The 24,472-nt window shown below is 64.4% G+C and carries 22 protein-coding genes; 10 read left to right on the forward strand and 12 right to left on the reverse strand.

Annotation, left to right across the window (positions count from 1 at the left end; translation table 11 throughout):
• Window positions 1-168: 168 nt before the first annotated feature.
• The 5 genes from LB568_RS06135 to LB568_RS06155 all read left to right on the forward strand — a co-directional run bounded on the left by LB568_RS06135 (window position 169) and on the right by LB568_RS06155 (window position 6,072).
• A complete protein-coding gene (locus tag LB568_RS06135; protein WP_412033901.1) occupies window positions 169-861 on the forward strand; it encodes an HAD-IA family hydrolase in 693 nt (230 codons plus the stop codon).
• 62 nt (window positions 862-923) lie between these two features.
• Entirely contained in the window at window positions 924-2,534 is a 1,611-nt protein-coding gene (locus LB568_RS06140; RefSeq protein ID WP_013894053.1) for an ABC transporter substrate-binding protein, read from the forward strand.
• Window positions 2,535-2,621: 87 nt separating this feature from the next.
• Window positions 2,622-3,572 (forward strand): ABC transporter permease, encoded by a 951-nt coding sequence (locus LB568_RS06145; protein WP_224729598.1) that lies wholly within the window; start codon window positions 2,622-2,624, stop codon window positions 3,570-3,572.
• A 2-nt stretch (window positions 3,573-3,574) separates the two neighbouring features.
• Window positions 3,575-4,420 (forward strand): ABC transporter permease, encoded by an 846-nt coding sequence (locus LB568_RS06150; RefSeq protein WP_013894051.1) that lies wholly within the window; start codon window positions 3,575-3,577, stop codon window positions 4,418-4,420.
• A complete protein-coding gene (locus LB568_RS06155; protein ID WP_224729599.1) occupies window positions 4,417-6,072 on the forward strand; it encodes an ABC transporter ATP-binding protein in 1,656 nt (551 codons plus the stop codon). Before LB568_RS06150 ends, LB568_RS06155 begins: the two co-directional genes overlap by 4 nt.
• Before the next feature lie 39 nt (window positions 6,073-6,111).
• Here the strand turns inward: LB568_RS06155 and LB568_RS06160 are convergent, their stop codons facing one another.
• On the reverse strand, window positions 6,112-6,588 hold the full coding sequence (locus tag LB568_RS06160) for an Lrp/AsnC family transcriptional regulator (RefSeq protein WP_224729600.1): 477 nt from the start codon (window positions 6,586-6,588) through the stop codon (window positions 6,112-6,114).
• 7 nt (window positions 6,589-6,595) lie between these two features.
• A complete protein-coding gene (locus LB568_RS06165) occupies window positions 6,596-8,689 on the reverse strand; it encodes an NADH:flavin oxidoreductase (RefSeq protein WP_224729601.1) in 2,094 nt (697 codons plus the stop codon).
• Between the two features lie 53 nt (window positions 8,690-8,742).
• Between LB568_RS06165 and LB568_RS06170 the strand changes: the two genes are divergently transcribed.
• Entirely contained in the window at window positions 8,743-9,684 is a 942-nt protein-coding gene (locus tag LB568_RS06170; protein ID WP_013894047.1) for a LysR substrate-binding domain-containing protein, read from the forward strand.
• 44 nt (window positions 9,685-9,728) lie between these two features.
• Here the strand turns inward: LB568_RS06170 and LB568_RS06175 are convergent, their stop codons facing one another.
• Window positions 9,729-10,205 (reverse strand): Lrp/AsnC family transcriptional regulator, encoded by a 477-nt coding sequence (locus LB568_RS06175; protein ID WP_031250456.1) that lies wholly within the window; start codon window positions 10,203-10,205, stop codon window positions 9,729-9,731.
• A 222-nt stretch (window positions 10,206-10,427) separates the two neighbouring features.
• Here LB568_RS06175 and LB568_RS06180 point away from each other — a divergent pair, with 222 nt between their 5' ends.
• Complete coding sequence (locus LB568_RS06180; protein WP_224729602.1) at window positions 10,428-11,753, forward strand: NAD(P)/FAD-dependent oxidoreductase; 1,326 nt, start codon at window positions 10,428-10,430, stop codon at window positions 11,751-11,753.
• 20 nt (window positions 11,754-11,773) lie between these two features.
• Here the strand turns inward: LB568_RS06180 and LB568_RS06185 are convergent, their stop codons facing one another.
• The 5 genes from LB568_RS06185 to LB568_RS06205 form a co-directional block, all read right to left on the reverse strand.
• Window positions 11,774-13,165: an NAD(P)/FAD-dependent oxidoreductase gene (locus LB568_RS06185; protein ID WP_224729603.1), complete on the reverse strand. Its 1,392-nt coding sequence runs from the start codon at window positions 13,163-13,165 to the stop codon at window positions 11,774-11,776.
• Window positions 13,162-13,464 carry a (2Fe-2S)-binding protein gene (locus LB568_RS06190; protein WP_013894043.1) on the reverse strand — a complete coding sequence of 101 codons (303 nt, stop codon included), beginning with the start codon at window positions 13,462-13,464 and terminating at the stop codon, window positions 13,162-13,164. Before LB568_RS06190 ends, LB568_RS06185 begins: the two co-directional genes overlap by 4 nt.
• Window positions 13,461-15,446, reverse strand: a complete 1,986-nt coding sequence (locus LB568_RS06195) for a hydantoinase B/oxoprolinase family protein (RefSeq protein WP_224729604.1) — start codon at window positions 15,444-15,446, stop codon at window positions 13,461-13,463. Before LB568_RS06195 ends, LB568_RS06190 begins: the two co-directional genes overlap by 4 nt.
• On the reverse strand, window positions 15,439-17,529 hold the full coding sequence (locus LB568_RS06200; RefSeq protein WP_224729605.1) for a hydantoinase/oxoprolinase family protein: 2,091 nt from the start codon (window positions 17,527-17,529) through the stop codon (window positions 15,439-15,441). Before LB568_RS06200 ends, LB568_RS06195 begins: the two co-directional genes overlap by 8 nt.
• An 89-nt stretch (window positions 17,530-17,618) precedes the next feature.
• On the reverse strand, window positions 17,619-18,524 hold the full coding sequence (locus LB568_RS06205; RefSeq protein WP_224729606.1) for a LysR family transcriptional regulator: 906 nt from the start codon (window positions 18,522-18,524) through the stop codon (window positions 17,619-17,621).
• Window positions 18,525-18,638: 114 nt separating this feature from the next.
• Between LB568_RS06205 and LB568_RS06210 the strand changes: the two genes are divergently transcribed.
• Window positions 18,639-19,757: an NAD(P)/FAD-dependent oxidoreductase gene (locus tag LB568_RS06210; RefSeq protein WP_224729607.1), complete on the forward strand. Its 1,119-nt coding sequence runs from the start codon at window positions 18,639-18,641 to the stop codon at window positions 19,755-19,757.
• 89 nt (window positions 19,758-19,846) lie between these two features.
• Here LB568_RS06210 and LB568_RS06215 read toward each other — a convergent pair whose 3' ends face one another.
• From LB568_RS06215 to LB568_RS06230, 4 genes are read right to left on the reverse strand one after another with little or no spacing between them, the layout of a single operon-like run.
• Window positions 19,847-20,188: a hypothetical protein gene (locus LB568_RS06215; RefSeq protein ID WP_224729608.1), complete on the reverse strand. Its 342-nt coding sequence runs from the start codon at window positions 20,186-20,188 to the stop codon at window positions 19,847-19,849.
• The gene (locus LB568_RS06220; protein WP_224729609.1) at window positions 20,185-21,069 is read right to left on the reverse strand and encodes an NAD(P)-dependent oxidoreductase; all 885 of its coding nucleotides are present in this window, start codon (window positions 21,067-21,069) and stop codon (window positions 20,185-20,187) included. The genes LB568_RS06215 and LB568_RS06220 overlap by 4 nt, the downstream gene beginning before the upstream one ends.
• Complete coding sequence (locus tag LB568_RS06225; RefSeq protein WP_041164127.1) at window positions 21,066-21,557, reverse strand: gluconokinase; 492 nt, start codon at window positions 21,555-21,557, stop codon at window positions 21,066-21,068. The genes LB568_RS06220 and LB568_RS06225 overlap by 4 nt, the downstream gene beginning before the upstream one ends.
• Window positions 21,558-21,570: 13 nt before the next feature.
• Complete coding sequence (locus tag LB568_RS06230) at window positions 21,571-22,326, reverse strand: SDR family oxidoreductase (protein WP_140780239.1); 756 nt, start codon at window positions 22,324-22,326, stop codon at window positions 21,571-21,573.
• Window positions 22,327-22,404: 78 nt separating this feature from the next.
• Here LB568_RS06230 and LB568_RS06235 point away from each other — a divergent pair, with 78 nt between their 5' ends.
• Together LB568_RS06235 and LB568_RS06240 are read left to right on the forward strand one after the other, a co-directional pair.
• A complete protein-coding gene (locus LB568_RS06235; protein WP_140572096.1) occupies window positions 22,405-23,352 on the forward strand; it encodes a 2-hydroxyacid dehydrogenase in 948 nt (315 codons plus the stop codon).
• A gap of 73 nt (window positions 23,353-23,425) precedes the next feature.
• A complete protein-coding gene (locus LB568_RS06240) occupies window positions 23,426-24,460 on the forward strand; it encodes an L-idonate 5-dehydrogenase (RefSeq protein ID WP_023769175.1) in 1,035 nt (344 codons plus the stop codon).
• The last annotated feature ends 12 nt before the right edge of the window (window positions 24,461-24,472 follow it).

Here is a 24,472-nt window from a genome sequence, read left to right on the forward strand (position 1 = left end):
GAAGTGCCAGACTGTTGATAAGACAAGGCCAGAAAGCCCGGATTTCCGGGCCTTCGAAAAAGGCCTACGCCCCGGACAGCACGGAATTTTGTTCTGTTCAACACATGCAATTCGGCCGCGTGCAGAGGAGACCCAGTCTTGGCCAGGGGCTTTAGCGAATTCAAATACATGACCTTCGATGTGGTCGGCACGCTGATCGACTTCGAAGGCGGCATCACGACCTGCCTGGCCGGGATTGCCGCCGAGGCCGGCGTTCCGCTCGACGGCGAGGAAGCGCTGAGCCTTTACCGGCAAGCCCGCTACATGCCCGATGCAGGCCTGTTCCCGGACGATCTCGTGCGTGTCTACAGGGTCATCGCACCACGGCTCGGCCTGCCGGCCGAGGAAAGATACGGCATGCGCCTGCGGGACTCCGCCAGCGTCTGGCAAGGCTTCCCCGACAGCGCGGCTGCATTGGCGAAGCTTGCAAAATCGCACAGGCTGATTGCCATGACCAATGCCCGGCGCTGGGCGCTCGATCATTTCGAGAAGCAACTCGGATCGCCCTTTTTCGCCACCTTCACTGCCGACGATACAGGCACGGAAAAACCAGACCCGGCCTTTTTCCAGAAGGTCTTCGATTTCGTCGCCTCAAGGGGCGACAGCAAGGAGGACATCCTGCACGTCGCGCAAAGCCAGTATCACGATATCGGCATATCCCGGGCGCTTGGCATGACCAATTGCTGGATCGAGCGCCGGCACGCCCAGAAGGGCTATGGCGGCACGATCGAGCCCGAGCGCTTCACCACGCCGGACTACCACTTCACGTCAATGGCGGCCCTTGCCGCCGCCGTGCGGGAAAGCCTGAAGCAACGAACCTGAGCCCAACCCGGAAAGCCGCGTCAAGACGAGCAAGCCGGAAAACAAACGAAAAGGGGAATGATATGACCGACAACATCACGAACTGGACCAGCGCAGACGATGCCATGGTCGAAAATGCCATTCGGCGGGGCGCGAGCCGCCGCGAACTCCTCAAGATGCTGTTGGCCGGCGGCGCTGCGGTTGCCGCGGGCAGCGTGGTGCTTGGCCGCGCCACCAATGCCGTCGCCGCCACGCCGGTTTCCGGCGGCAGTTTCAAGGCGGCTGGCTGGTCGTCCTCGACCGCCGACACGCTCGATCCGGCAAAGGCGTCGCTGTCGACCGACTATGTCCGCTGCTGTTCGCTCTACAATCGCCTGACTTTCCTCGACAAGGATGGCGTCACGCAGATGGAGCTGGCCGAAAGCTTCGACAGCAAGGACGCCAAGACCTGGACCGTGAAGCTGCGTAAGGGCGTCACCTTCCACGACGGCAAGGCCCTCACCGCCGACGACGTCGTCTTCTCGATGAAGCGTCATCTCGATCCGGCGGTCGGTTCCAAAGTCGCCAAGATCGCCGCGCAGATGACCGGCTTCAAGGCGGTCGACAAGTCGACCGTGGAAATCACGCTGGCCGATCCGAATGCCGACCTCCCGACCATCCTGGCGCTGCATCACTTCATGATCGTCGCCGATGGCACCACCGACTTCTCCAAGGGCAACGGCACCGGCGCCTTCGTGCTGCAAACGTTCGAACCGGGCGTGCGGTCGGTCGTCACCAAGAACAAGAACTACTGGAAGTCGGGCCAGCCCTATCTCGACTCTTTCGAATTCATCGCCATCAGCGATGACAGCGCCCGCGTGAACGCCCTGCTGTCCGGTGACATCAATTTCGCCGCCTCCATCAATCCGCGCGCGATGAAGCTCATCGGCGGGCAGCAAGGCTTCGAACTGTCGAAAACCACCTCGGGCAACTACACCGACCTCAACATCCGGCTCGACATGGATCCGGGCAACAAGGCCGACTTCGTGGCCGGCATGAAATACCTCGTCAACCGCGAGCAGATCGTCAAATCGGCATTGCGCGGCCTCGGCGAAGTCGGCAACGACCAGCCCGTCTCGCCGGCGAACATCTTCCACAATGCCGACCTCAAGCCGAAGGCCTTCGACCCCGACAAGGCCAAGTTCCACTTCCAGAAGTCGGGCTTGCTTGGCCAGTCCATTCCCGTGATCGCCTCCGACGCCGCGACCTCGTCGATCGACATGGCGGTGATCATCCAGGCCGCCGGCGCCGACATCGGCATGAAGCTCGACGTCCAGCGCGTCCCGTCCGACGGCTATTGGGACAATTACTGGCTCAAGGCGCCGGTCCATTTCGGCAACATCAACCCACGCCCGACGCCGGACATCCTGTTCTCGCTGCTCTACGCCTCCAACGCGCCGTGGAACGAAAGTCAGTATAAGTCGGAGAAGTTCGACAAGCTGATGATCGAGGCGCGCGGCTCGCTCGACCAGGCCAAGCGCAAGGAAATCTACGGCCACATGCAGACCATGGTCTCCGAGGAGGCCGGCACCATCATCCCGGCCTACATTTCCAACGTCGATGCCCTCTCCAGCAAGGTGAAGGGTTTGGAGGCGAACCCGCTCGGTGGCATGATGGGCTACGCAATGGCGGAATATCTCTGGCTCGAAGCCTGAGAGGCGCCTGCCAGGGATCGGACAGCCGGTCCCTGGCACCTTATTGCGCAACATCGCTTGGCCGAACGCAACCGCAGGAGCGCTTTCATGACGTCTGGGGTTCTAAACCTCGTGTTAAAGCGGCTGGCAATCGCGGTGATCACACTTCTGATCGTCCTGTTCGCCGTTTTTTTCGCCACCAGCATGCTGCCCGGCGACACCGCGTCGATCCTGCTCGGCCAGGCGGCGACACCCGAAGCGGTCGCCGGCCTGCGCGAGGCCATGCATCTCAACGATCCGGCAATCCTTCGCTTCCTGCGCTGGCTTCTCGGCCTGCTCCACGGCGATCTCGGCACTTCCTATGCCAACGAGATGCCGGTCGCGGCGCTGATCGGCGGGCGCTTCGTCAACACCATGGAACTCGCCGGCATCACCACGCTGCTCTCGGTCCCCCTGGCCCTGACGCTGGGCATCACCGCCGCCATGCTGCGCGGCTCCCTCTACGATCGCACCATCACCATTCTTGCGATCGGCGTCATCTCGGTGCCGGAGTTCATGGTGGCGACTCTGGCGGTCCTGCTTTTCGCCGTCTATCTCAAATGGCTGCCGGCGCTGTCCTCGGTCAATGAGGCGCATACGCTGACCGACCTCGTACGCATTTATGCAATGCCGGTGATCACGCTGACCTTCGTCATCTCCGCCCAGATGATCCGCATGACCCGCGCCGCGGTGATCGAGACACTGTCCACGCCTTATGTCGAGATGGCGCTTCTCAAAGGCGCCTCACGCGGCCGCATGGTGCTCAAGCACGCGCTTCCCAATGCGCTCGGGCCGATCGTCAACGCGGTTGCGCTGTCGCTGTCCTATCTTGTCGGCGGCGTCATCATCGTGGAGACGATCTTCAACTATCCCGGCATCGCCAAGCTGATGGTCGATGCGGTCGCGACCCGCGACCTGCCGCTGATCCAGAGCTGCGCGATGATCTTCTGCCTCGGCTACCTCTTGCTCATCACCGTCGCCGACATCATCGCCATCATGTCCAACCCGAGGCTCAGGTGACGATGGCGCGCGTGGCAGCTTCCCGACGGTCCTTCCTGGGCCGCAGCTACAATCTCGTGGGCGTGGTGGCCGCGCTGGTCATCCTGGCGTGGACGCTGATCGCCATCTTCGCGCCCTATATCATTCCCCATTCGATCGGCGACATCGTCGACGATGATTATTTCGGCCCGATGCGACAGGGCCTATGGCTCGGCTCGGATTATCTGGGCCGCGACATGCTCTCGCGGGTGCTGATGGGGGCGCGCTACACCGTCGGCATATCGCTCGCCGCCGTGGCCATCGCCTGCTTCTGTGGCGTGGTGCTGGGGATGATCGCGGCCGTCACCGGCGGCTGGCTCGACACCTGCCTTAGCCGTTTTCTCGATGCGATGAACTCCATCCCCAGCAAGCTGTTCGGCCTTGTCGTCGTCGCCGCGGTCGGCTCGTCGATCCCGGCGCTGATCATGACGCTCGCCGTCATCTATATCCCCGGCGCCTACCGTTTCGCGCGGGCGCTCGCCGTCAACATCAACAGCATGGACTTCATGACCGTCGCTCGCGTCCGTGGCGAAAGCACCGCCTATCTCATCGGATCCGAGATCCTGCCCAACATCATCCGCCCGGTGCTGGCCGATTTCGGCCTGCGCTTCGTCTTCATCGTGCTCTTGCTCTCCGGCCTGTCCTTCCTCGGACTCGGTCTGCAACCGCCGCTCGCCGACTGGGGCGCGCTGGTGCGCGAGAACATAGGCGGCCTGCCCTTCGCCGCGCCCGCCGTCATCGTTCCCTCGCTGGCGATCGCCAGCCTCACCATCAGCGTCAACCTGCTGATCGACAACCTGCCGCAGAAGATCAGGGACAGGGACGCATGAGCAATCTCGTCGAAGTCAGGAACCTGAGGATCGAGGCGACGACGGACTCGGGTCGTGTCGTCGAAATCATCAAGGGCGTCAGCCTCGACATCGCCGATGGCGAGATCGTCGCTCTGATCGGCGAGAGCGGTTCCGGCAAGACGACGATCGCACTCTCGCTGATGGGCCATGCGCGGCCTGGCTGCCGGATCGCCGGCGGCCAGATCAATGTCAACGGCAAGAACATGGCGGCACTTTCCGAAAAGCAGCGCGCAAGGATGCGCGGCACCGACATTGCCTATGTACCGCAAAGTGCTGCCGCCTCCTTCAACCCCTCGTCCACCATCATCGAGCAGGTGATCGAGGTTACGCGCATCCACGCGCTGATGTCCCCCGAGCAGGCGCGAAAGCGCGCGGTCGAGCTGTTCCGGGCCTTGTCGCTGCCGGATCCGGAAGGGATCGGCGCGCGCTACCCGCACCAGGTTTCGGGTGGGCAATTGCAGCGGCTCTCGGCGGCCATGGCGCTCATCGGCGATCCCAAGCTGATGATCTTCGACGAGCCGACGACGGCACTCGACGTGACGACGCAGATCGACGTGCTGAAGGCATTCAAGTCGGTCATGCGGGCGGGCGGAATAGCGGGGGTCTACGTTTCCCACGACCTCGCGGTCGTCGCCCAGATCGCCGACCGCATTGTGGTGCTGAAGGGCGGCGAAGTGCAGGAGGCCGGCACCACGGCTCAGATACTTTCGGCTGCCCAGCATCCCTATACACGCGAACTGCTGGCTGCCTTCGAGCCGAAACCGCGGCAAGCGCATGCGGACGCCGATGCCGGCGCGAAGCCGTTGCTGCGCATCGACAATGTGACAGCCGGCTATGGCGCGGTACGGGCTGACGGACTGCCGCTTATCCGCGCCGTCAATACCGTCAGCCTGATCGTCGAGAAGGGGCGCAATCTCGGTGTCATCGGCGAATCCGGTTGCGGAAAATCGACGCTGGCGCGCGTCATCGCCGGCATCCATCCGGCAGCGGCCGGCGACATCGTCTTCGACGGCAGGGAGCTGGAGCGCACCGCCAGGAAACGCAGCCAGGACCAGCTGCGCGAGATGCAGATCGTGTTCCAGTATGCCGACACCGCGCTCAATCCGGCGAAGGCCGTGGAGGACATCATTGCCCGGCCGCTGGCCTTCTATCACGGGCTCGACAGGCAGGCGCGCTCGAAGCGCGTCGACGAACTGCTCGACATGGTTCGCCTGCCGAGAACGCTGCGCTACCGCCGCCCGTCGGAACTCTCGGGCGGCCAGAAGCAGCGCGTGAACTTCGCACGCGCCCTGGCGGCCGGCCCCAAGCTCATCATCTGCGACGAAATCACTTCGGCGCTCGACACGGTGGTGGCGGCCGCGGTGATCGAACTGCTCAAGGAGTTGCAGCGCGAGTTGGGCCTTTCCTACATTTTCATCAGCCACGACCTCTCCGTCGTCGAAGCGATCTGCGACGAGATCATGGTCATGTACAATGGCGAGCGGGTGGAGCAGATCACGCCCGACAGGCTGCAGGCGCCCACCCACCCCTATTCCAAGCTTCTGTTCTCCTCGGTGCCGAAGCTCGATCCGACCTGGCTCGATGGCCTCGTCCGCGACCCCGAGCTGGTCAGCCAATACGGCCATCGCTAGAGCGGCTCAGCATTTTACGGGAACGGTGAGCCGCTTCGACTACATCGGAAACAGGCTGGGCAGCGGCATGTGGGCCTTGACGATAGGTGACTTCAGCACCACGAAGCTGAAATACTTGTCGATGCCGATATCCATGTCGCTCAGCCGCTCCATGATCTCCTGGTACTCGCCGATGCCGGCGGCGACAAATTTCGTCAAATAGTCGTAGCGGGCGGAAACGCGGTGGCATTCGACGGCCGCATCGACCTTGTCAATGGCGGCAAGGAGACGCGAGAAGTCGATCTGGCGATGGTTCTTGAGCGTAATTTCCGTGAAGACGGTGAGCGTCCGCCCCAGCTTTGCGATGTCGATCTGCGCCGAATAGCGTACGATATAGCCTTCAGCATGCAGCTTCTTCACCCGCATCAGGCATGGGCTGGGGGAGAGATTGACCCGTTCCGCCAGCTCCACATTTGTGATGCGGCCGTTCTTCTGCAGCTCGTAGAGAATCTTGATGTCGATTCGATCGAGTTTCATGGCCCATCTACAATTGCGAGCAGAGCCGGTAGGCCTCATAGATCGACGAGTAGATGTCCCGGCTGGCAACCGCGTCTCCAATGCGGTGCAAGACGAATGATCCGGCAGCTTGCGGACCATTGTCCCGCCTGGTTTCCGTGCCCGTCATCAGGGCTATGTCGGTGACGCCGTTGTTGGCTGAGCGCGCCCGCAAGTCCTGATAGGTATCCTCCATGGGCACCGTACCGCGCTCGACAATGAGTTGGGCTGCGGTCATTTCCGTTTCCGCACCGGTGAGCTCGTGCCGGAACGTGGCGGCGATGCCGTTGCCTTGGCGCGCTGCCTTGACCAGGCGCACATCGCTGACGACGCGGATGCCGCTTTCCGCGGCGCGTTTGCGAAAACTCACCCTGTCCGGATAGGGCGTCTCGATCGCCAACGTGTCGTCCGCTATGGCCAGGCTGATCACGCGCCCCGGACGGGCAAGATGCAGGCCGCAGGAAACTGCGGCCTGGCGTCCGGTCTCGTCGTAGATGAGCACATCGTCTTTCGCCGGCACGACCCCGGTCAGGACGTCCCAGACGCTGTCACAATGTTCGGCGCCCTCCAGCCTTTCCATATCGGGAACGCCGCCGGTGGCGACGATGACCGCATCCGGTTGGTCGGCAAGGACGATTTCTGCGTCCGCATAGGTGTTGAGACGGACTTCCACGCCAAGGCGCGCGAGTTCGTCGACGCGCCAGTCGACTATGCCGATGAGATCCTTGCGATCGGATGCCGAGGCCGCGACGAGCACCTGCCCGCCAAGGCGCGCTCCGGCTTCGAGCAGGCTCACTCGGTGGCCGCGCTCGGCAGCAACCCTTGCCGCTTCCATCCCACCCGGACCACCGCCGACCACGACCACCCGTTTCGGCGTTTCAGCCCGCACGATGGTATGGCTGATGATCGTTTCATGGCCGCTGGCCGGGTTGTGAATGCACTGCACCTTCTTGTACAGGCAGTAGGACGCCCCGACACACGGGCGAATGCGTTCTTCTTCGCCGCGCATCATCTTGTTGACGATATCGGGGTCGGCAATATGCGCCCGGGTCATGCCGACCAGGTCGACAAGGTTTTCGCGGATGGCATGCCGCGCTGTCGCTATATCCCGGATCGCTGCGGCATGGATCACGGGCAGTCTGGTTTCCCGTTTGAACTGCCCGACCAGCGGCAAAAACGGAGCGCTCGGGCTAAACATGCCGGGCATGTTCTGCTCAGCCAGCGACAGGTCGGTGTCCATGCGGCCAAAAATGCAATTGAAGAAGTCGAGATGACCTTCCCGTTCGAAGAGCCTGGCAAAGGCAAGGCATTCGTCGAAATCGGATCCGTCCTTGGCCGCCTCGTCGATCACGAACCGGATGCCGACGGCGAAATCGTCGCCCACCGCGCGGCGGATCGCCTCGTGAACCATCAGGCCGAAGCGCGCGCGGTTTTCCAGCGAACCGCCGAATCCATCCGTGCGCCTGTTGGTTCTGAGCGAGAGGAATTGACCGATCAGATGGCCGCCGGTGACGGTTTCGACGCCATCCAGACCGCCGTCCAGGCAGCGCCTTGCGGCACTGGCGTAATCCTTGATGATCCTGTCGACGTCCGCGGCGTCCATCTCCTTCGGAAAATTCCGGTTTCTCGTCTCGCGAACGCGTGACGGCGCCACCGGCGGCAACCAGTTTCCTGCATAGGCGGTGGCACGCCGGCCAAGGTGTGAGACCTGGCACATGACGGCGGCGCCGTGGCGATGCACCCGCTGCGATAGCGATTGGAGATGAGGCACGATGCGGTCGGTGGAAAGGTCCAACTGACCGCCGCCCCAGCTCGAATCGGGCGACGTCATGGCCGAGCCGCCCACCATGGTCATCGCAAGGCCGCCGCGCGCTTTCTCCTCATGGTAGCGCTGATAGCGCTCGAGCGGCAGGCCGCCATCGTCCAGCATCGAGGCATGGCTGGTGCTGACGACACGGTTGCGCAGCGTCAGACCCTTGAGCCGAAACGGCTGAAGCAGAGGATCGCTGGATGTGCTGCCCGCTTGCGATGCCGCTGTCTTCATGTTCTGCTCCGGCCATTCATCAGGGTTATAGTCCGCCATTTCCGAGCTCATAGAAAGCTTGAAAATTGTTGGGGTGCCTATACGCTGGACGCATGGCTGGTTTTGCAAAACTCGTTCCCTCCGCGCGCGGACTGCTTGTCTTCGAAGCTGCCGTCCGGTCGGGTAGCTTCACGGCCGCGGCGCGCGAGTTCAACGTCACGCAACCATCGATCAGCCGCAGCATTGCCCAACTCGAGGCCGATTTTGGTGTGCCTCTTTTCACACGAGGCCCAACGGGATTGACCCCGACCCCGGACGGACGTGTGCTCTATTCGGCCGTGCGGGAGGGATTTGACGGCATCGCGGAAGTGATCCGCAGGATCAAGCAGAACAGCGCTGCAAAGCCGGTGGTCACCCTTTCCCTTTCGAGTTCTCTGGCAACCTATTGGTTCGTTCCCAGGTTAGGGGCTTTCAACACGAGGTTTCCCGACGTCGATCTGAGGTTCGAACTGACCGCGGGCGTTCTGCGAGGACCCGCCGAGAATGTCGACCTGGCCACGAGAATCCTGACCGATGACGACCCCCACTATCACCACTGGGCATTCTCGCCTGAGATCATCGTTCCGGTGTGCAGCCCATCCTATTTGTCGGCCCACGGTCGGCTGATCCATGCCGGAACCGGGGAAGGTCATGCCCTGCTTCACCTGACCGACGCCAAGGAGCAATGGCTGGACGCCTGGGGCAGTGTGGCGGACCGCAAGACCAGCAGGGCAAAGTGGCTCGAATTCTCGGACTACGCGGTCGTGCTTCAAGCCGCGATGAACGGGGAAGGCGTGGCGCTCGGCTGGCTCAGCAACGTTTCAAGGGCATTGCTTCAGGGAACCCTTGTCCCGGCCTCGGACAGGCAGATCAAGACGGGCCGGATCCATCGGCTGATTGCCCCGCGCTCAAGGCCGCTACGACCTGTCGTGTCCGACATCTGCGCCTGGATGATCGCCGAGATGCAAATCGAATTGAAGGCACTGCACCCGATATTGGGGCCGGACATCTTGTAGCGGACTGCAGGCGACAAATGCAGCGCGCGCAAGGCCATCGCTGACTACCTCGGAAACAGGCTGGGCAGCGGCATGTGCGCCTTGATGATGGGCGACTTCAGCACCACGAAGCTGAAATACTTGTCGATGCCGATATCCATGTCGGTCAACCGCTCCATGATGGTCTGGTACTCGGCTATGCCGGCGGTCACGAATTTCATCAAATAGTCGTAGCCGCCCGACACGAGGTGGCACTCGATGACCTGGTCGATCTTCTCCACCACGGCGAGAAAGCGGGCAAAGTCCACCTGGCGATGGTTCTTCAAGGTGATTTCGGTGAACACGGTCAGCGTCTGGCCGAGCTTGCCGATATTGACCTGCGCGGAATAGCCTTCGATGTAGCCTTCCGACTGGAGCTTCTTGACCCGCATCAGGCATGGGCTTGGCGACAGATGCACCAGATCAGCCAGTTCCACATTCGTGATGCGGCCGTTCTTCTGCAACTCGTACAGAATCTTGATATCGATCCGATCCAGTTTCACGGTCGTCTCCGCAGAACGCAGGCCGTAGCACAAAATGCTGCCTTGCTCATTGGCATTGACACTACCACAGCCCGTAGGCCTGTCCATCCAAGCGGACAGCGCTTGAAACGCAGCGGCTCCCGATTTCGCCCAGGCTGCCGGAATAAAATTCTGCTTCAGCGTCAACTGCGGCACCGGCTGCCTGCACAACACGGTAGATTGGCGCGTCAAGGCAGAGAGACCATGCGCGCACCACTGCAGCAAATCGAGACATCCGGCGAACTGCCACGGACCGCGGACGCGGTGGTGATCGGCGGCGGCATCGTCGGCATCTTCGCGGCCTATTACCTGGCCAGGCGCGGCATCAAGGTCGCGCTTGTCGAAAAGGGACGCGTTGGCGCCGAGCAGTCCTCAAGGAACTGGGGGTGGTGCCGCCAGCAGAACCGTGACGCGCGCGAGTTGCCCATGGCGACGCGCAGCCTCGATCTGTGGCAGCGCTTTGCCCCAGAGACAGATGAAGACACCGGCTTTCGGCGGTGCGGCTTGCTCTATCTCAGCAATGACGATGCGGAACTGGCTGGCTGGGTGCGTTGGCGTGACTTCGCCAGGACGGCCGGCGTCACCACGCACATGCTCGACAGCGCCGAGGCCAGCGAGCGGGGCCGCGCCACGGGCCGGACCTGGAAGGGCGGCGTGTTCTCGCCGACCGACGGCACCGCGGATCCGTCGCGGGCCGCGCCCGCGGTTGCCCGGGCCATCCTCAAGCTCGGGGGCTCCGTGCACCAGAATTGCGCCGCGCGCGGTATCGAGACCGAAGGCGGACGACTGAGTGGTGTGGTCACCGAAAGCGGAACGATCCGCACCAAGGTGGCGGTGCTGGCCGGCGGCGCCTGGGCCTCTTCCTTTTGCCGGCAGTTCGGTTTCCGTTTTCCGCAGGCGTCGATCCGCTCCTCCATCCTCTCCGTCTCGCCAGGCGCCGAGGGTCTGCCTGATGCGCTGCATACGGCAGGGGTCTCGGTCACGCGTCGCGGCGACGGCGGTTACACGCTCGCCATAAGTGGACGCGGCCGTGTGGACGTGACGCCGCAGCAGTTGCGCTTCTCCTCCCAGTTCCTGGCCATGTTCCTGAAGCGGTGGCGCAGCCTCGCGCCGGGCGGCCTGCAAGGCATGCGCTCGGGCCACGAAACACTCCGACACTGGCGGCTCGATCAGCCGACGCCGATGGAGCGGATGCGCATCCTCGATCCGGTTCCGGACCAGGCGACCATCCGCCTGGCCCACGCCCGGGCGCTCGAACTGCTGCCGGCACTGCGCCAGACCAGGATCAGCGCAAGCTGGGCCGGCTACATCGACAGCACGCCCGACGGCGTGCCTGCCATCGGCGAGATCAACACTGTTCCGGGTTTCTTCCTGGCTGCCGGGTTCTCGGGGCATGGCTTCGGCATCGGACCCGGCGCCGGGCATCTCGTCGCCGATCTGATGACTGGTTCCAAACCGATCGTCGATCCGCAATCCTACGATCCCAGGCGCTTCGACGCTTCAGCCTGGGGGAAAGTTGCCGACTTCTAAGGCACGATACATTGCGACATCTAGACATGGTCTCCGCGACGCCATGAGCCGTCCTGCAGAAAGGCACCGACAGGCGCCGGGCGGACAGGCGCCTGCCCGCGAAACCGGCCGACAGCGCCAGGCGTGCAGCCGGTCTGCGCCGCGATGAGTTCGACGGCGGCCAACTGACAATAGCGCCCCTGGCATCGTCCCATGCCGACGCGCGACAGCGCTTTGACCCTGTTGGCTTCGCTGCCGCCGAAATCGGAGCTCTGGCGCACGGCCGCGGCGGTCACGTTTTCACAGCGGCAGACGACCGCGTCGTCCGGGAGTGCCCGCGCCATCGCCGCCGGCCAGGGAAAGGCGCGAACCAGGCCACGGGCAAAGCGTTCGAGCCGCGCGAGCTTGCGCAGATCGGCACCGAGGGAAGGCGCCGGCAATCCGAGATCGGCAAGGCACGCCGCCGCGGCAAGGCGTCCCGCGATCTCCGCGCCATCTGCTCCCAGAAGACGAACTCCATCGCCCGCAAGATAGACTCCGCCGCCGGCGCGGCCCATCCGGTCGATCTTTGGCAGCCATTGCCGCCACTGCTCGTCATAAATGAAGGCGCATCCCGCCAAGTCTGCGAGATGCGTCTCCGCCCGCAAATGCCAGCCCATGCCTATCGTGTCGCATGACGTGAGGTGTTGCCTTCCGCCGGCGTCGCGCCAGCGCATCGCTGAGACCCCCTTTCCGTCGGCGACGATCCGTTCGAGCTTCACGCCCGCATGGTAGCGGCCGCCGAGCCTCGCCCGCAGGGCCAGACCGCGCAGCGCGACCAACGGCCGGGCGGCAAGGTCCCAGAGCCCCCGCATCTGCTGGCGCCAGGGGGAGGTGTCGAGCACCGCCGCCACATCCGCTCCAGCCTTGATGAGCTGAGTGCCGACCAGCGTCAGCAAAGGCCCCGATCCGACGAGCACGATGCGCCGCCCGAGCGCGACGCCCTGCGCCTTCAGCGCGATCTGCGCCGCGCCAAGGCTGTAGACGCCGGCGCTCTGCCAGCCGGGGACCGGAGCGACACGATCGGATGCGCCGGTGGCAAGGATCAGACGATCATAGCTGACTAGCTGCACGCCGCCCTCCCCCAGCATCTGCAGCCGACCTTCATGCACTGCTATGACCGAGCTGTCCGCGCAATGGGTAAGCCGCCCGTCTGCCACCAACCGATCGAAAAGCGCATGCAGCGCGCGCGCCTTCGCCGCCTCCGACCCATAGAGCTGCTCGGGCGTGCGGACGAACCCATCAGGTGGCCGGCGATAGATCTGGCCGCCGGCGCGATTGCCTTCGTCGATCACCACCGGATGAAGTCCCGCCTCGACCAGCGTCGCGGCCGCCCTTATGCCGGCCGGACCGGCGCCCACGATCACGATCCGCGGCGACGAGGTCTCGCTCACGGCCAGCTCTCCGGTGGCGTCGTGCGCAACCGCATGCCTTGACTGACAAGTGACGAGCACGCCCGCATGCGCGGTCCCTCGTCCTGCCATACCCAGCAATCCTGGCAGGCTCCCATCAGGCAGAAGCCGGCACGCGGCTCGGGTCCGAACTCGGATTTTCGCAATGCATGTCCTGATGCAAGCATGGCGGTCAGCACGGTGTCACCCGCAAGGGCGCCTCGCATCTCACCGTCGAGAAAGAAATGCACCACTGCGCGGTCGCGCTCGGCCAGCCGGACGATGCGGCCGGCGGTGATCATTCCGCTGCCTCTCGCACGGTGCGAGGACTGGGCAGTTCGGGGAACCGTTCGCAGACCGCATCGAACGCAGCCTGGACGCCTTCCTGTCCCGAGCGCCCTTTCATGCGACGGAATATCTCCGTCTTGGCGAAAAACCGCCAGTGGATCGGCAAGTCCCGCAGTATGGCGGTCAGCAGGTCATAGGCCGCGGGCGTCCACTGCGCTTCGTAGCCATCGCGCTCCGGACCGAAATGAAAATGGCCGACGGCTGGTCCCTGCCGCGCACGCAGTCTTTCCGTCGCCTGCACGTCGACCTCGCCGTCACGGATGACGACCCCATAGTCGCGCTCGGCAGCCGTTCGCGTGACATAGCCACGCCGCACATCCTGCGCGACGCGCCAGGGCTCGCGCTCACGCGGATCGCCGCGCCCGCCGCCTCCGGCGGAGCGGATATCGAGCACGTCACCAGGCTGCAGCACCGCAGTGTCGATGTTGCCCAGCCGCCGCTCGTGCTCGGTCCCTGGGTTGACGATCATGTCCGATAGGCCGGCTGCCTTGCCGCCCAGCACGCCCCACGGACGAAAGAAGCTGCGGTCGCGGTTGCGCGCCGTGATCCTGGAGTCGGGGGCGAAGACACGGAAAGCCATCTCGGTCGCCAGGCCGCCGCGCCAGCGCCCTGCACCGCCACTGTCCCTCGCGAGCCCGTATTTCACGAATTCGACCGGGGTCTCGGTCTCGGTGATCTCGATCGGCGTGTTCTTGAGATAGGCGGCATCCGCGCCCGATCCATTGGTCCCGTCGCGATGCGGCATCGCGCCGCCGCCGCCCACTACGGGATTCACCGCCGTGATGACAGTCTTGCTGGTCCGCTCGTCCGTCGTCATGACATTGACGATGCAGTTGTTGCCGGCAGGTGCTGCGGGCAGGCGCTCCGGCACCGCTTGCGAGAAGGCGCCGAAGATGACCGACCGCAGCCGGGCGCAGGTGAGCGAGCGCATGCCCACAGCAGCGGGATGGACCGGATTGAGCACCGAACCTTCGGGCGTGATGCAGGTAAACGGCCTGGTGAGGCCCGTATTGAGCAGTATCTTCGGGTTGAGCGTGTAAAGCACGTAATAGACGCCCACCAGCAGCATGGTGTGTCGCGGGTCGCCGCCTGAAGGCACGTTGAGCGAGGAGCCGAGCTGCGGATCGGAGCCGGTGAAGTCGAGCACCGCCTCGTCGCCTTTGATCGTCAGCGTCAGCTTCAGCCTGCAAGGATTGGCTTCGACCGAATCCTCGTCGGCATAATCGGCGAACTGCCATGTGCCGTCCGGCATGGCGCGCAGCACGTCGCGCGCCTGCGCCTCCGCATGGTCGAGAAGCGCGGAAACGCCCTCGATGAAGCCGGCCTTGCCGAACTTCTTCACCATCGCCTGGATCTTGCGCTCGCCGGTGTTGAGCGCGCCGACCAGCGCCTTGATGTCGCCGATGTTGAGGTCGGGCTTGCGCACATTGGTGCTCATGATCCGCAGGATTGTCTCATCGAAGACGCCTTCGTTCACCAGCTTCATGGGTGGAAAGCGGATACCTTCCTGATGGATTTCGGTCAGCGCCCTGCTGAGCGAAGCCGGCACCGCGCCGCCCATGTCGGTGTTGTGGATATGCCCTCCGGTCCAGGCGACGATCTCGCCGTCGGCGAAGACCGGCTTCCACAGATGCGTGTCGGGCGCGTGCGTGGCGACGTGGCCGGAATAGGGATCGTTGGTGAACGCAACGTCCCCCGGCCGGTAGTCGTCGACCATCGCGATCGCGCGGTGATATGAAAGCCCCGGATACCAGGTGGCCCCAAGTTCCATCGGCACGGCGAAGGTCGCGCCTGAACGGTCCATCAGCATCACTGTAAAATCCTGCGTCTCCTTGACGAAGGCGGAGTGCGCGGTGCGGTGCAGCGTATGGGCCATGTTCTCGGCGGCCGCGCGGGCGTGGTTGGCCAGAACCTGAAGGTTCGTGCGGTCAAACATGGCTTTGCTCCGGGAACGTCAGCAAAAGGTTGAGGTGACGGTCGACCCTTGCCTGCGCTCCCGCGGGAATGGCAAAAGTGGTGTCTTCCTGCACGACCACGGCAGGACCGTGGAATTTGCTGCCGGCTACAAGGGCCTGCCGCTCGTAGAGGTCGACGGTCTCGACGTTCAGGCCCGTATAGACCGGGAGCCGGCGCGCCGGGATGGCCGCAACTTCCACTTCTTCGGCCTCCGGGAGGGAGAGTTTCGGCCCCGCGCCTATGGCGGACAGCCGGACATTCACAAGTTCTATCTCGCCGTCCGGGTCGTGGAAATCGTAGAGCTGTTCATGGGTGAGGTGGAAGGCCTGTGCGATGGCGACCGCATTCCCGTCCGTCAGCCATTGCGGCTGAAGGACGACCTCGATCTCATAACTTTGTCCGACATAGCGCATGTCGCAGGAGAGGTTGAGCTCCGCCTCCCCGTCATGACCTTGCGCCGCAAGCCAGTCGCGCCCCTCACGCGCCAGAGCCTCGAAGGCCTCGCCAATTCCGGCAAGCGACATGTCCGACAGCGGGCTGAAGATGGTGCGAATGAAGTCTCCGCGCAGATCAGCAACCAGCCCGCCCAGCGCCGACACCACGCCGGGCCGGCGGGGCGCCATGACGCGTTTCATCCCGAGTTCGCGGGCAAGGAAGGCGCCGAGCATCGGGCCACCGCCGCCGAAGGGCATCAGCGTGAAATCGCGCAAGTCGACGCCGGCGCGCGAGGCAAGCTTCTCGACCTCGACGAACATCTCCGACACGGCGATGTCGAGGATCGCCTGCGCCGTCTGCTCGATCGGGCGGCCGAGCCGGGCGGCAAGCTCGCCGACCGCGCGATGCGCCAGTCCGGTATCGATGCGGAGCTGGCCATAGGCCATCTCGCTGTGACCGAGCCATCCGCACACCACCATGGCGTCGGTCACCGTCGCCCGCTCGCCGCCGCGGCCGTAGCATGCCGGTCCCGGCGTCGAACCGGCCGACTCAGGCCCAACCCGCAGCACCCCTTGCGCGTCGACGCTGGCGATCGAGCCGCCGCCAACGCCGATCGAGCTCACCGATACCGAGGGGATATGGAGCGGAAACTCGCCGATCAGTTCGCCGGTGCCGAACTGCGCCTCGCCACCGATGATGAGCGCGAAGTCGGCCGAGGTCCCGCCGATGTCGAGGGTAAGAACCTGGTCTTCGCCGGCCTGACGCGCCAGCCACGAGGCACCGATGACGCCGGAGGCCGTTCCCGACAAAAGCATGTTCACGCAGGCGCGCTTGCCTTCGGCGGCGTTCATCAGCCCGCCGTTCGACTTCGTCAGCATCGGGCGGGCCGGCACGCTGCGGTCCTTCAGCCGCTCTTCCAGCGCCGTCAAATAGCCCGAGACGCGCGGATGGACATAACCATTGAGAATGGCGGTCGAGCCGCGCTCGTATTCGCGGATGACCGGCCACACCTCGGCCGAAGAGAAGACGAAGAGGTCGGGAGCGTGACGCGCGATCGTCGCCTTGACGGCAGCCTCCTGCGCGGCGTTGCGCCAGGAATGGAGGAAGGAGACGATGATCCCCTGCGCCCCATCCGCTTTCGCCGCGGCCACCGCGCTGGCCACCACCGCCATGTCCGGTGCCTGGGATTCACTTCCGTCGGCGCGCATGCGGGCCGGAATGCCGAACACCATGTCGCGCGAGATCAGCGGGTCCGGCCGCGAGCAAAACAGCGAATACATGTCCGGCATTCGCAATCGCGCCAGTTCGATGACGTCCTCGAAGCCGGCATTGGTGAACAGCGCCAGCGGTGCGCCCTTGCGCTGGATGATGGTGTTGATGCCGACCGTTGTCCCATGCACGAAGCGCGTCATGCGTTTGGGATCAAAGCCTTCGCGTTCGGCCAGAAGGGTGAGGCCCGTCATCAGTTCGGCGCCCGGATCTTCTGGCGTCGTCAGAACTTTCAGCGAGGCCACGCGCCCAGAATTTGCTTCCAGCGCGCAGAAATCGATGAATGTGCCGCCGATATCGACGCCGACCTTCCAGTCGGCTTCGTTCCGCGCCTCGTCCGCCGCGATGGCACCATCCATGATGCGTCCCTTCCTGTCTGCCAACCAAAGCTGACACGACAGGATGGCCAGGGTCCAAGACGTATGATGAGCAAGGATATAAGCCTTGCTTATGCTTTCGAGCGACGCTCACCCAGCACGGCGGCACAGGCCGCGCGGATCTGGTCGCGCATCAGCTCATCGGCCCGCGAAAGTGCCCGTGTGCGAGACGTGAGCAGCGCAATCGGAAATTCCGGCCCATTTGCGAGCAGCCTGACCGCAAGCCCGGTAAACTGATGCCAAGGCAGCAGCGCGTCGACCAGGGCGATGCCCAGACCGGCCTGGACAAAACCGACCGCGGAGATGGATACGTCGATCTCGAGCGACGGCGAAAGCGTCACACCTTGCGCGCGTGCAGCGTGGGCCAGTTCGTCGGCAGGACGGGTGTTGCCCCGATACGATATCAATTCCTCGCCTGCGAGATCGGCGAGTGTCAGCTCGGTTTTCCCGGCCAACACATGCCCGGTCGGCAGCAGGCAAGCAAAACCGACGCTGCCGATCACTTCCGCCTCAATATCCGGAGGGAGCCGGTCGTCCATGGCCACGCCGAGGCTGGCGTCGCCCGCTCGCAGCATGTCGACGATGGCGGCGATCGGCGCGCTATGAGCGCGCAACATTATGTTGGGATGCTGGGCCCGGAATTTGGTGAACGCGCGCGGCAAGATCGCCATGGCCGGCGGCGGTGAGGCGGCGACCCGCACCAGCCCTGCCCGGCCCAGACGCAGATCGGTGGTTTTGCGGCGCAAGCCTTCAAGCCCCGCCGACAACCTCTCGGCATCAGGGAAGATCTCGAGCGCCTCCGGGGTCGGCCGCAGCCGGCCCTTAACCCGCTCGAACAGCGTGAAGCCGAGTTCGTCTTCGGTGTGGAGCAGGATCTGGCTCAAAGCGGGCTGGGAGATGTTCAGCATCCGCGCCGCGGCGGTCACGGTGCCCGCGCGCATGACGGCGATGAACACTTCGAGCTGCCGGGCCCGCATTGCCACTCCATAGGTAAAGCTTATGGGTCCTGTCCAAACCCATCTTTGACGCAATGCCACGGCGCGGACAAGATCAGTCATAGGATAGAGTGCTGTTTTGCAAGAGGCCGCGCCATGGATGTGATCGTGCTGGGCGGCGGACTGATGGGAACGGCTTCTGCCTATTTCCTGGCCCGGCGCGGCGCGCGCGTTACCTTGATCGAGCGCAATCGGATCGGCACAGGAGCAACGGTTGCCTCCTTCGGCAACATTCGGCGCACGGGGCGTGATCTGTCCCAGCTTCCGCTGGCCCATCGCTCGCTCAGGCTGTGGGGCGAGGCCGAAAAAATGCTTGGCCGCGACGTGGAATTCCGCGCTACCGGTCATATCCGGCTGATCTTCGATGAAGATAGCCTCGCCGACATGCGGGCCTATGCCGAGGCGGCGCGGCCCTGGGGGCTGGACCTCGAGGAGCTCGGCCCACCCGAGATCCGTGCCCGCTTTCCCGGCCTCGGTGCCGAGGCGATCGCGGCGTCGTTCTCGCCGCAGGACGGCAGCGGCAATCCGAGGCTGATCGCACCGGCATTCGCCGAGGCCGCCCGCAAACTGGGCGCGGAAATCGCCGAGGCGACTGAGGTCGAGACGATCCGGCACACAGGCTCCAGCTTCCTTGTAGCCAGTTCAAAAGGTGCATTCGCCGCCGAGTGTCTGCTCAACACCGCTGGTGCTTGGGGCGCGCGCATCGCCGCGCAGTTCGGCGAAGCGGTTCCGCTCGACGCCCGTGGCCCGCAGATGGGCGTGACCGAGCCGCTGCCGCATCGTATCTTGCCGGTGGTCGGCATCTGGACGCGCAACAAGGACCATGGCGCCTATCTGCGTCAGGTCGAGCGAGGCAACATCGTCTTCGGCGGAGCGGCCGAAAGGGTGGCAGTTAACCTGGATCCTGGCCATGCAAACGCGGATCCCATACGCCTGCCGACGCAGTTGCGCGCCGTCGCACGGTTGCTGCCGGGAATCGCGCGGGTCGCGGTCATCCGCACGTGGTCCGGCTGCGAGGGTTATGTCAGAGACATGCTGCCGATCATGGGACGCTCGGCGACGACGCCACGCCTGTTCCACGCCTTCGGCTTCAGCGGACATGGCTTCCAGCTCGGTCCGGGCGTGGGCGATGCCATGGCCGAGCTCATCATGACCGACCGTTGCGAAACGCCGCTCGACGATTTCAGGGTCGATCGCTTCGCCCGCGCAGCCTGAAGAAAGCAGCTGGTGATCCGCGCCGCTGCCGCCTCGATAGCAATACGGCAGCGGGTGTTTGCCGGGTCGAAAATTCCCCATGATAGGGGCTAATCTCCGGCTAGCGGAAACTCGTTGGCGATGGTGACGTGGTGGTGGATGCGGCCCTCGAAATATCTGCCCAGCACCGCCTCGGTCGCGGCGCGGGATTCGGCGCGGACGGGGCTGGCAAGGGCCGCGTCGACGGCCGCCATGTCGGGGTAGTTGATGGCCAGGATCATCGGAAATTCCGGCGCGCCGTCGTCGCGCTTCTCGGCAAAGCTGACGCGCACGTCTAGCGCACCGGGGAAGGCCTTCCATTTCGGCAGGACAGTCTCGATCACGTCCCGGCGGAACGCCTCCGTCTGGCCATCCTTCACCTTGCCTTCAAACAGTGCGTAGCGCGTGATCATTTGCCGTCCTCGTCCTTGCGTTGGAAAAATTCCATCAATGCGGCCTGATCCTCGCCGCCCAGTCCGGCGGCTGTCAGCAGCCTGTGCACCTCGGCGCAGACGGCCGTCAGCGGCATCGCCGTGTGTGTCCGCCGCGCCAGATCCTGCGCGGCATTGAGGTCCTTCACCATATTGTCGATGCGGCCGGTGCGGCGGTAATCGCGGCTGGCGAAGCGCGGCAGGTATTCCTGCAGGATGGCGCTGTCGGCGCGGCCGCCTCTCAGCGCCTGCGGGATCTTCAGCACGTCGACGCCGGCATCCAGCGCCAGCCGCGTCGCCTCCGCCACCGCCATGAAGTTCAGCGCGCACAGCACCTGGTTGATCAGCTTGGTCGTCTGGCCGGCGCCCGCCGGACCCATATGGGTGTAGTTGGCCGCAACATCGCGCAGCACATTGTGGGCATCCTCGACGTCATCCTCTTCGCCGCCGGCCATCAGTGTCAACTCGCCGGTCAGCGCCTTCGGCGCACCGCCCGAGAGCGGGCTGTCGACCCAGCGAAAACCCTTCTCGCATGCGTCCGCGGCGAGCTGGCGCGTCGCATCGGGCTCGATGGACGACATGTCGATGATCAGCGTGCCAGGCTTGGCTCCAGTCGCCACGCCGCCGTCGCCGAACACCGCGCGGCGCACGATCGCCGCCGAATTGAGGCTGAGGATGACATAGTCGGACGCGCCAGCGGCCTCGGCCGCACTTGTCATGGGGGTCGCGCCTCTGGCGACCAGCGCCTGGACCTTGACCTTGTCGAGATCGAACACGGCGAGGCGATTGCCGGTGGCAAGCAGGCGCTCACCGATCGCCCCGCCCATGGCACCGGCGCCGATCAGTGCGACTTTGTTGGTCATGACGGCCACTCCTCGAATTTCGTTGTTATCTCCGCGACAATCTCCTTGAGCGGCGCGTCGATCGCCACCCTGATCGCGTTCTCGTCCTTGCCTGGTATCTCCAGTGTCGCGAACTGGCTGTCGAGCAAGCTGGTCGGCATGAAGTGGCCGGTGCGTTCCCGCATTCGACGGGAAATCAGTTCGCGCGAACCGTCGAGATAGATGAACAGCACCGGCGCGCCGGCCCGTTCGGTGATGAAATCGCGATAGGCGCGCTTCAACGCCGAGCAGCCGACGATGACGGGCATTGTGCCTGGCCTCAGGGTTTCGCCGACCTTTGCCAACCACGGCCACCGGTCGCTGTCGGCAAGCGGAATGCCGGCGCTCATCTTAGCGATGTTGGCCTCCGGATGCAGCTGGTCACCATCCAGATAGGTCGCCGAGATCGCGCGGGCGAGTGCCTCGCCGATCGTTGTCTTGCCCGACCCCGCAACGCCCATGATGACCATGCGGCGGGGCTGGTCAGATCGACGCTGTGATGCCGCCATCGACATAGAGGACATGTCCGTTGACAAAGGATGACGCGTCGGAGGCGAGGAAGACACAGGCCCCGACCAGCTCCTCGACCTTGCCCCAGCGACCGGCCGGCGTGCGCTTTTCAAGCCATGCGCTGAATGCCGGATCAGCGACCAGTGCGGCATTCAGCGGCGTGTCGAAATAGCCGGGCGCGATGGCGTTGCATTGCAGGCCGAACCTGGCCCAGTCGGTCGCCATGCCCTTGGTCAAATTGCCGACCGCGCCTTTGGTCGCCGTGTAGGGCGCGATGCCGGGGCGGGCAAGCGCCGTCTGGACGCTGGCGATGTTGATGATCTTGCCGCGCCCACGACGGATCATGTGCCGGGCGACGGCCTGGCCGACATGGAAGACGCTGGCGACATTGGTCTGCAGCAGGCGTTCGAACGCGTCGGCGGGAAAGTCCTCAAGCGGCGTGCGGAATTGCATGCCGGCATTGTTCACCAGTATGTCGATCGGCCCGCCGGACAGCTCGAAACTGTCGATAGCGGAGCGGACCGCGTCATGGTCGGTGGCGTCGAAGGCGAGTGTCTCCGCCCCTTTTATCCGCGCCGCAGCCTCGGCGAGCTTTGCCCCGTCGCGGCCATTGAGGACCACTTTGGCGCCGGCTTCGGCCAGTCCCCTGGCCAACGCAAAGCCGATGCCCTGGGAGGAGCCGGTAACGAGCGCCGCGCGCCCGATGAGATCGAACAGTGTGGACGACATTTTCCCGATTGCCTCTCGTCGTTGAATGTTGTTATGTTATCGATAACATTGTTGTCAAGTCAGTTGGAGCGAAAACCGATGCAGCGGCCTCACATCCTTCAGGTTGGACCCTACCCCGCATGGGACGAGGAGCCGCTCAATGAAGCCTTTACAGTGCACCGCTATTTCGCGGCTGATGACAAGCAGGCTTTCCTCGCCGAGATCGGACCGCAGGTGCGCGGCATAGCCACGCGTGGCGAGCTCGGCGCGAACCGCGCCATGATCGAGGCCTGCCCTTCGCTTGAGGTTGTTTCCGTCTACGGCGTCGGTTTCGATGCGGTCGATCTCGCGGCATGCCGGGAGCGAGGCGTGCGCGTCACCAACACGCCGGACGTGCTGACCAACGACGTCGCCGATCTCGGCATCGCCATGATGCTGTGCCTGTCGCGCGGCGTGATCGGCGCCGAACGCTGGGTGCGCGACGGCAGCTGGGCGGCGAAGGGCCTCTACCCGCTCAAGCGCCGCGTCTGGGGCCGGCGGGCCGGCGTGCTCGGTCTTGGGCGCATCGGCTACGAGGTGGCCAAGCGCCTCGCGGGCTTCGGCATGGACATCGCCTACAGCGACGTCGCGCCGAAGGATTTCGCCCCGGATTGGACGTTCGTCGCCGATCCGGTCGAGCTGGCGAGGCGTTCGGACTTCCTGTTCGTGACGCTTGCCGCGTCGGCCGCGACGCGCCACGTCGTCAACAAGGATGTGCTTGCGGCACTCGGCGAGGACGGCATGCTGATCAACATTTCGCGCGCATCCAACATCGACGAGGATGCGCTGCTCGACACGCTCGAGGCAAAGGTGCTCGGATCCGCCGCGCTCGATGTGTTCGAGGGCGAACCGAAGCTCAATCCGCGCTTCCTGGCGCTCGACAATGTGTTGCTGCAGCCGCACCATGCGTCGGGCACCATCGAAACGCGCAAGGCCATGGGCAAACTGGTGCGCGACAATCTTGCCGCCCATTTCGCCGGCCAGCCGCTGCTCACGCCGGTGCTTTAGGCTTGTTTTACGCGGATTCGGACGGAAAACCGCTGCACATTTTTCCTGGAATTGCCCGAGGAGTCTACTGACCATGAAGTCGATCGTCATCCACGCCGCGAAGGACCTGCGCATCGAGGACCGGCCGGTCGAGGCGCCGGGTCAGGGACAGGTGCTGCTGCGTCTCGCCGCCGGCGGCATATGCGGCAGCGACCTGCACTACTACAATCATGGCGGCTTCGGAACGGTGCGTCTCAAAGAGCCGATGATTCTCGGCCATGAGGTCTCCGGCGTCATCGAAAAGCTCGGCCCCGGCGTCGACGGACTGCGGCCAGGCCAGCTGGTCGCGGTCTCGCCGTCGCGGCCCTGCTACAGCTGCCGGTACTGCCGGGAAGGGATGCACAACCAGTGTCTCAACATGCGCTTCTATGGCAGCGCCATGCCGTTCCCGCATATCCAGGGCGCGTTCCGCGAAATGCTTGTGGCGGACGCACCGCAATGCGTGCCGGCCAATGGGTTGAGTGCTGCCGAAGCGGCGATGGCCGAGCCGCTGGCGGTCTGTCTCCACGCGACGCGCAGGGCCGGTGAGATGCTGGGCAAGCGTGTGCTGGTGACTGGCTGTGGGCCGATCGGCCTGTTGTCGATCCTCAGCGCGCGCCGCGCGGGCGCCGCCGAGATCGTCGCCGTCGACATCACTGATTTTACCCTGTCCATGGCCACGCGTGCCGGCGCCGACAGCACGATCAACACACGAACCGATCCGGATGGGCTAGCGCCTTATTTCGCCGACAAGGGCACGTTCGACATTCTCTATGAATGTTCAGGAGCCGCCGCTGCTTTGGCGCTGGGCATCGCGGCGCTGCGGCCGCGCGGCACGATCGTTCAGCTCGGCCTTGGTGGTGCGGAGATGGCACTGCCGATGTCGGTGGTCACCGCCAAGGAACTGTCCATCAACGGGTCGTTCCGCTTCCATCCGGAATTCGCCGTGGGCGTCGAATTGATGCGCAAGGGGCTCATCGACGTGAAGCCTCTGATCACCCACACCGTGGCATTCGCCGAGGCGCTGTCAGGCTTCGAAATCGCCAACGACCGCAGCCAGGCGATGAAGGTTCAGATCGCCTTCTCGTAACCCGCGACGGTG

It is taken from the genome of Mesorhizobium sp. B263B2A, assembly GCF_020165775.1.
Lineage (GTDB): Bacteria > Pseudomonadota > Alphaproteobacteria > Rhizobiales > Rhizobiaceae > Mesorhizobium > Mesorhizobium opportunistum.

Bases quoted from the DNA above. Each gene is read 5' to 3' on its own strand.
- LB568_RS06135 (WP_412033901.1), top strand. From the start codon at position 169: ATGACCTTCGATGTGGTCGGCACGCTGATCGACTTCGAAGGCGGCATC.
- LB568_RS06140 (WP_013894053.1), top strand. From the start codon at position 924: ATGACCGACAACATCACGAACTGGACCAGCGCAGACGATGCCATGGTC.
- LB568_RS06145 (WP_224729598.1), top strand. From the start codon at position 2,622: ATGACGTCTGGGGTTCTAAACCTCGTGTTAAAGCGGCTGGCAATCGCG.
- LB568_RS06150 (WP_013894051.1), top strand. From the start codon at position 3,575: ATGGCGCGCGTGGCAGCTTCCCGACGGTCCTTCCTGGGCCGCAGCTAC.
- LB568_RS06155 (WP_224729599.1), top strand. From the start codon at position 4,417: ATGAGCAATCTCGTCGAAGTCAGGAACCTGAGGATCGAGGCGACGACG.
- LB568_RS06160 (WP_224729600.1), bottom strand. From the start codon at position 6,588: ATGAAACTCGATCGAATCGACATCAAGATTCTCTACGAGCTGCAGAAG.
- LB568_RS06165 (WP_224729601.1), bottom strand. From the start codon at position 8,689: ATGGCGGACTATAACCCTGATGAATGGCCGGAGCAGAACATGAAGACA.
- LB568_RS06170 (WP_013894047.1), top strand. From the start codon at position 8,743: ATGGCTGGTTTTGCAAAACTCGTTCCCTCCGCGCGCGGACTGCTTGTC.
- LB568_RS06180 (WP_224729602.1), top strand. From the start codon at position 10,428: ATGCGCGCACCACTGCAGCAAATCGAGACATCCGGCGAACTGCCACGG.
- LB568_RS06190 (WP_013894043.1), bottom strand. From the start codon at position 13,464: ATGATCACCGCCGGCCGCATCGTCCGGCTGGCCGAGCGCGACCGCGCA.
- LB568_RS06195 (WP_224729604.1), bottom strand. From the start codon at position 15,446: ATGTTTGACCGCACGAACCTTCAGGTTCTGGCCAACCACGCCCGCGCG.
- LB568_RS06200 (WP_224729605.1), bottom strand. From the start codon at position 17,529: ATGGATGGTGCCATCGCGGCGGACGAGGCGCGGAACGAAGCCGACTGG.
- LB568_RS06205 (WP_224729606.1), bottom strand. From the start codon at position 18,524: ATGCGGGCCCGGCAGCTCGAAGTGTTCATCGCCGTCATGCGCGCGGGC.
- LB568_RS06210 (WP_224729607.1), top strand. From the start codon at position 18,639: ATGGATGTGATCGTGCTGGGCGGCGGACTGATGGGAACGGCTTCTGCC.
- LB568_RS06215 (WP_224729608.1), bottom strand. From the start codon at position 20,188: ATGATCACGCGCTACGCACTGTTTGAAGGCAAGGTGAAGGATGGCCAG.
- LB568_RS06220 (WP_224729609.1), bottom strand. From the start codon at position 21,069: ATGACCAACAAAGTCGCACTGATCGGCGCCGGTGCCATGGGCGGGGCG.
- LB568_RS06225 (WP_041164127.1), bottom strand. From the start codon at position 21,557: ATGGTCATCATGGGCGTTGCGGGGTCGGGCAAGACAACGATCGGCGAG.
- LB568_RS06230 (WP_140780239.1), bottom strand. From the start codon at position 22,326: ATGTCGTCCACACTGTTCGATCTCATCGGGCGCGCGGCGCTCGTTACC.
- LB568_RS06235 (WP_140572096.1), top strand. From the start codon at position 22,405: ATGCAGCGGCCTCACATCCTTCAGGTTGGACCCTACCCCGCATGGGAC.
- LB568_RS06240 (WP_023769175.1), top strand. From the start codon at position 23,426: ATGAAGTCGATCGTCATCCACGCCGCGAAGGACCTGCGCATCGAGGAC.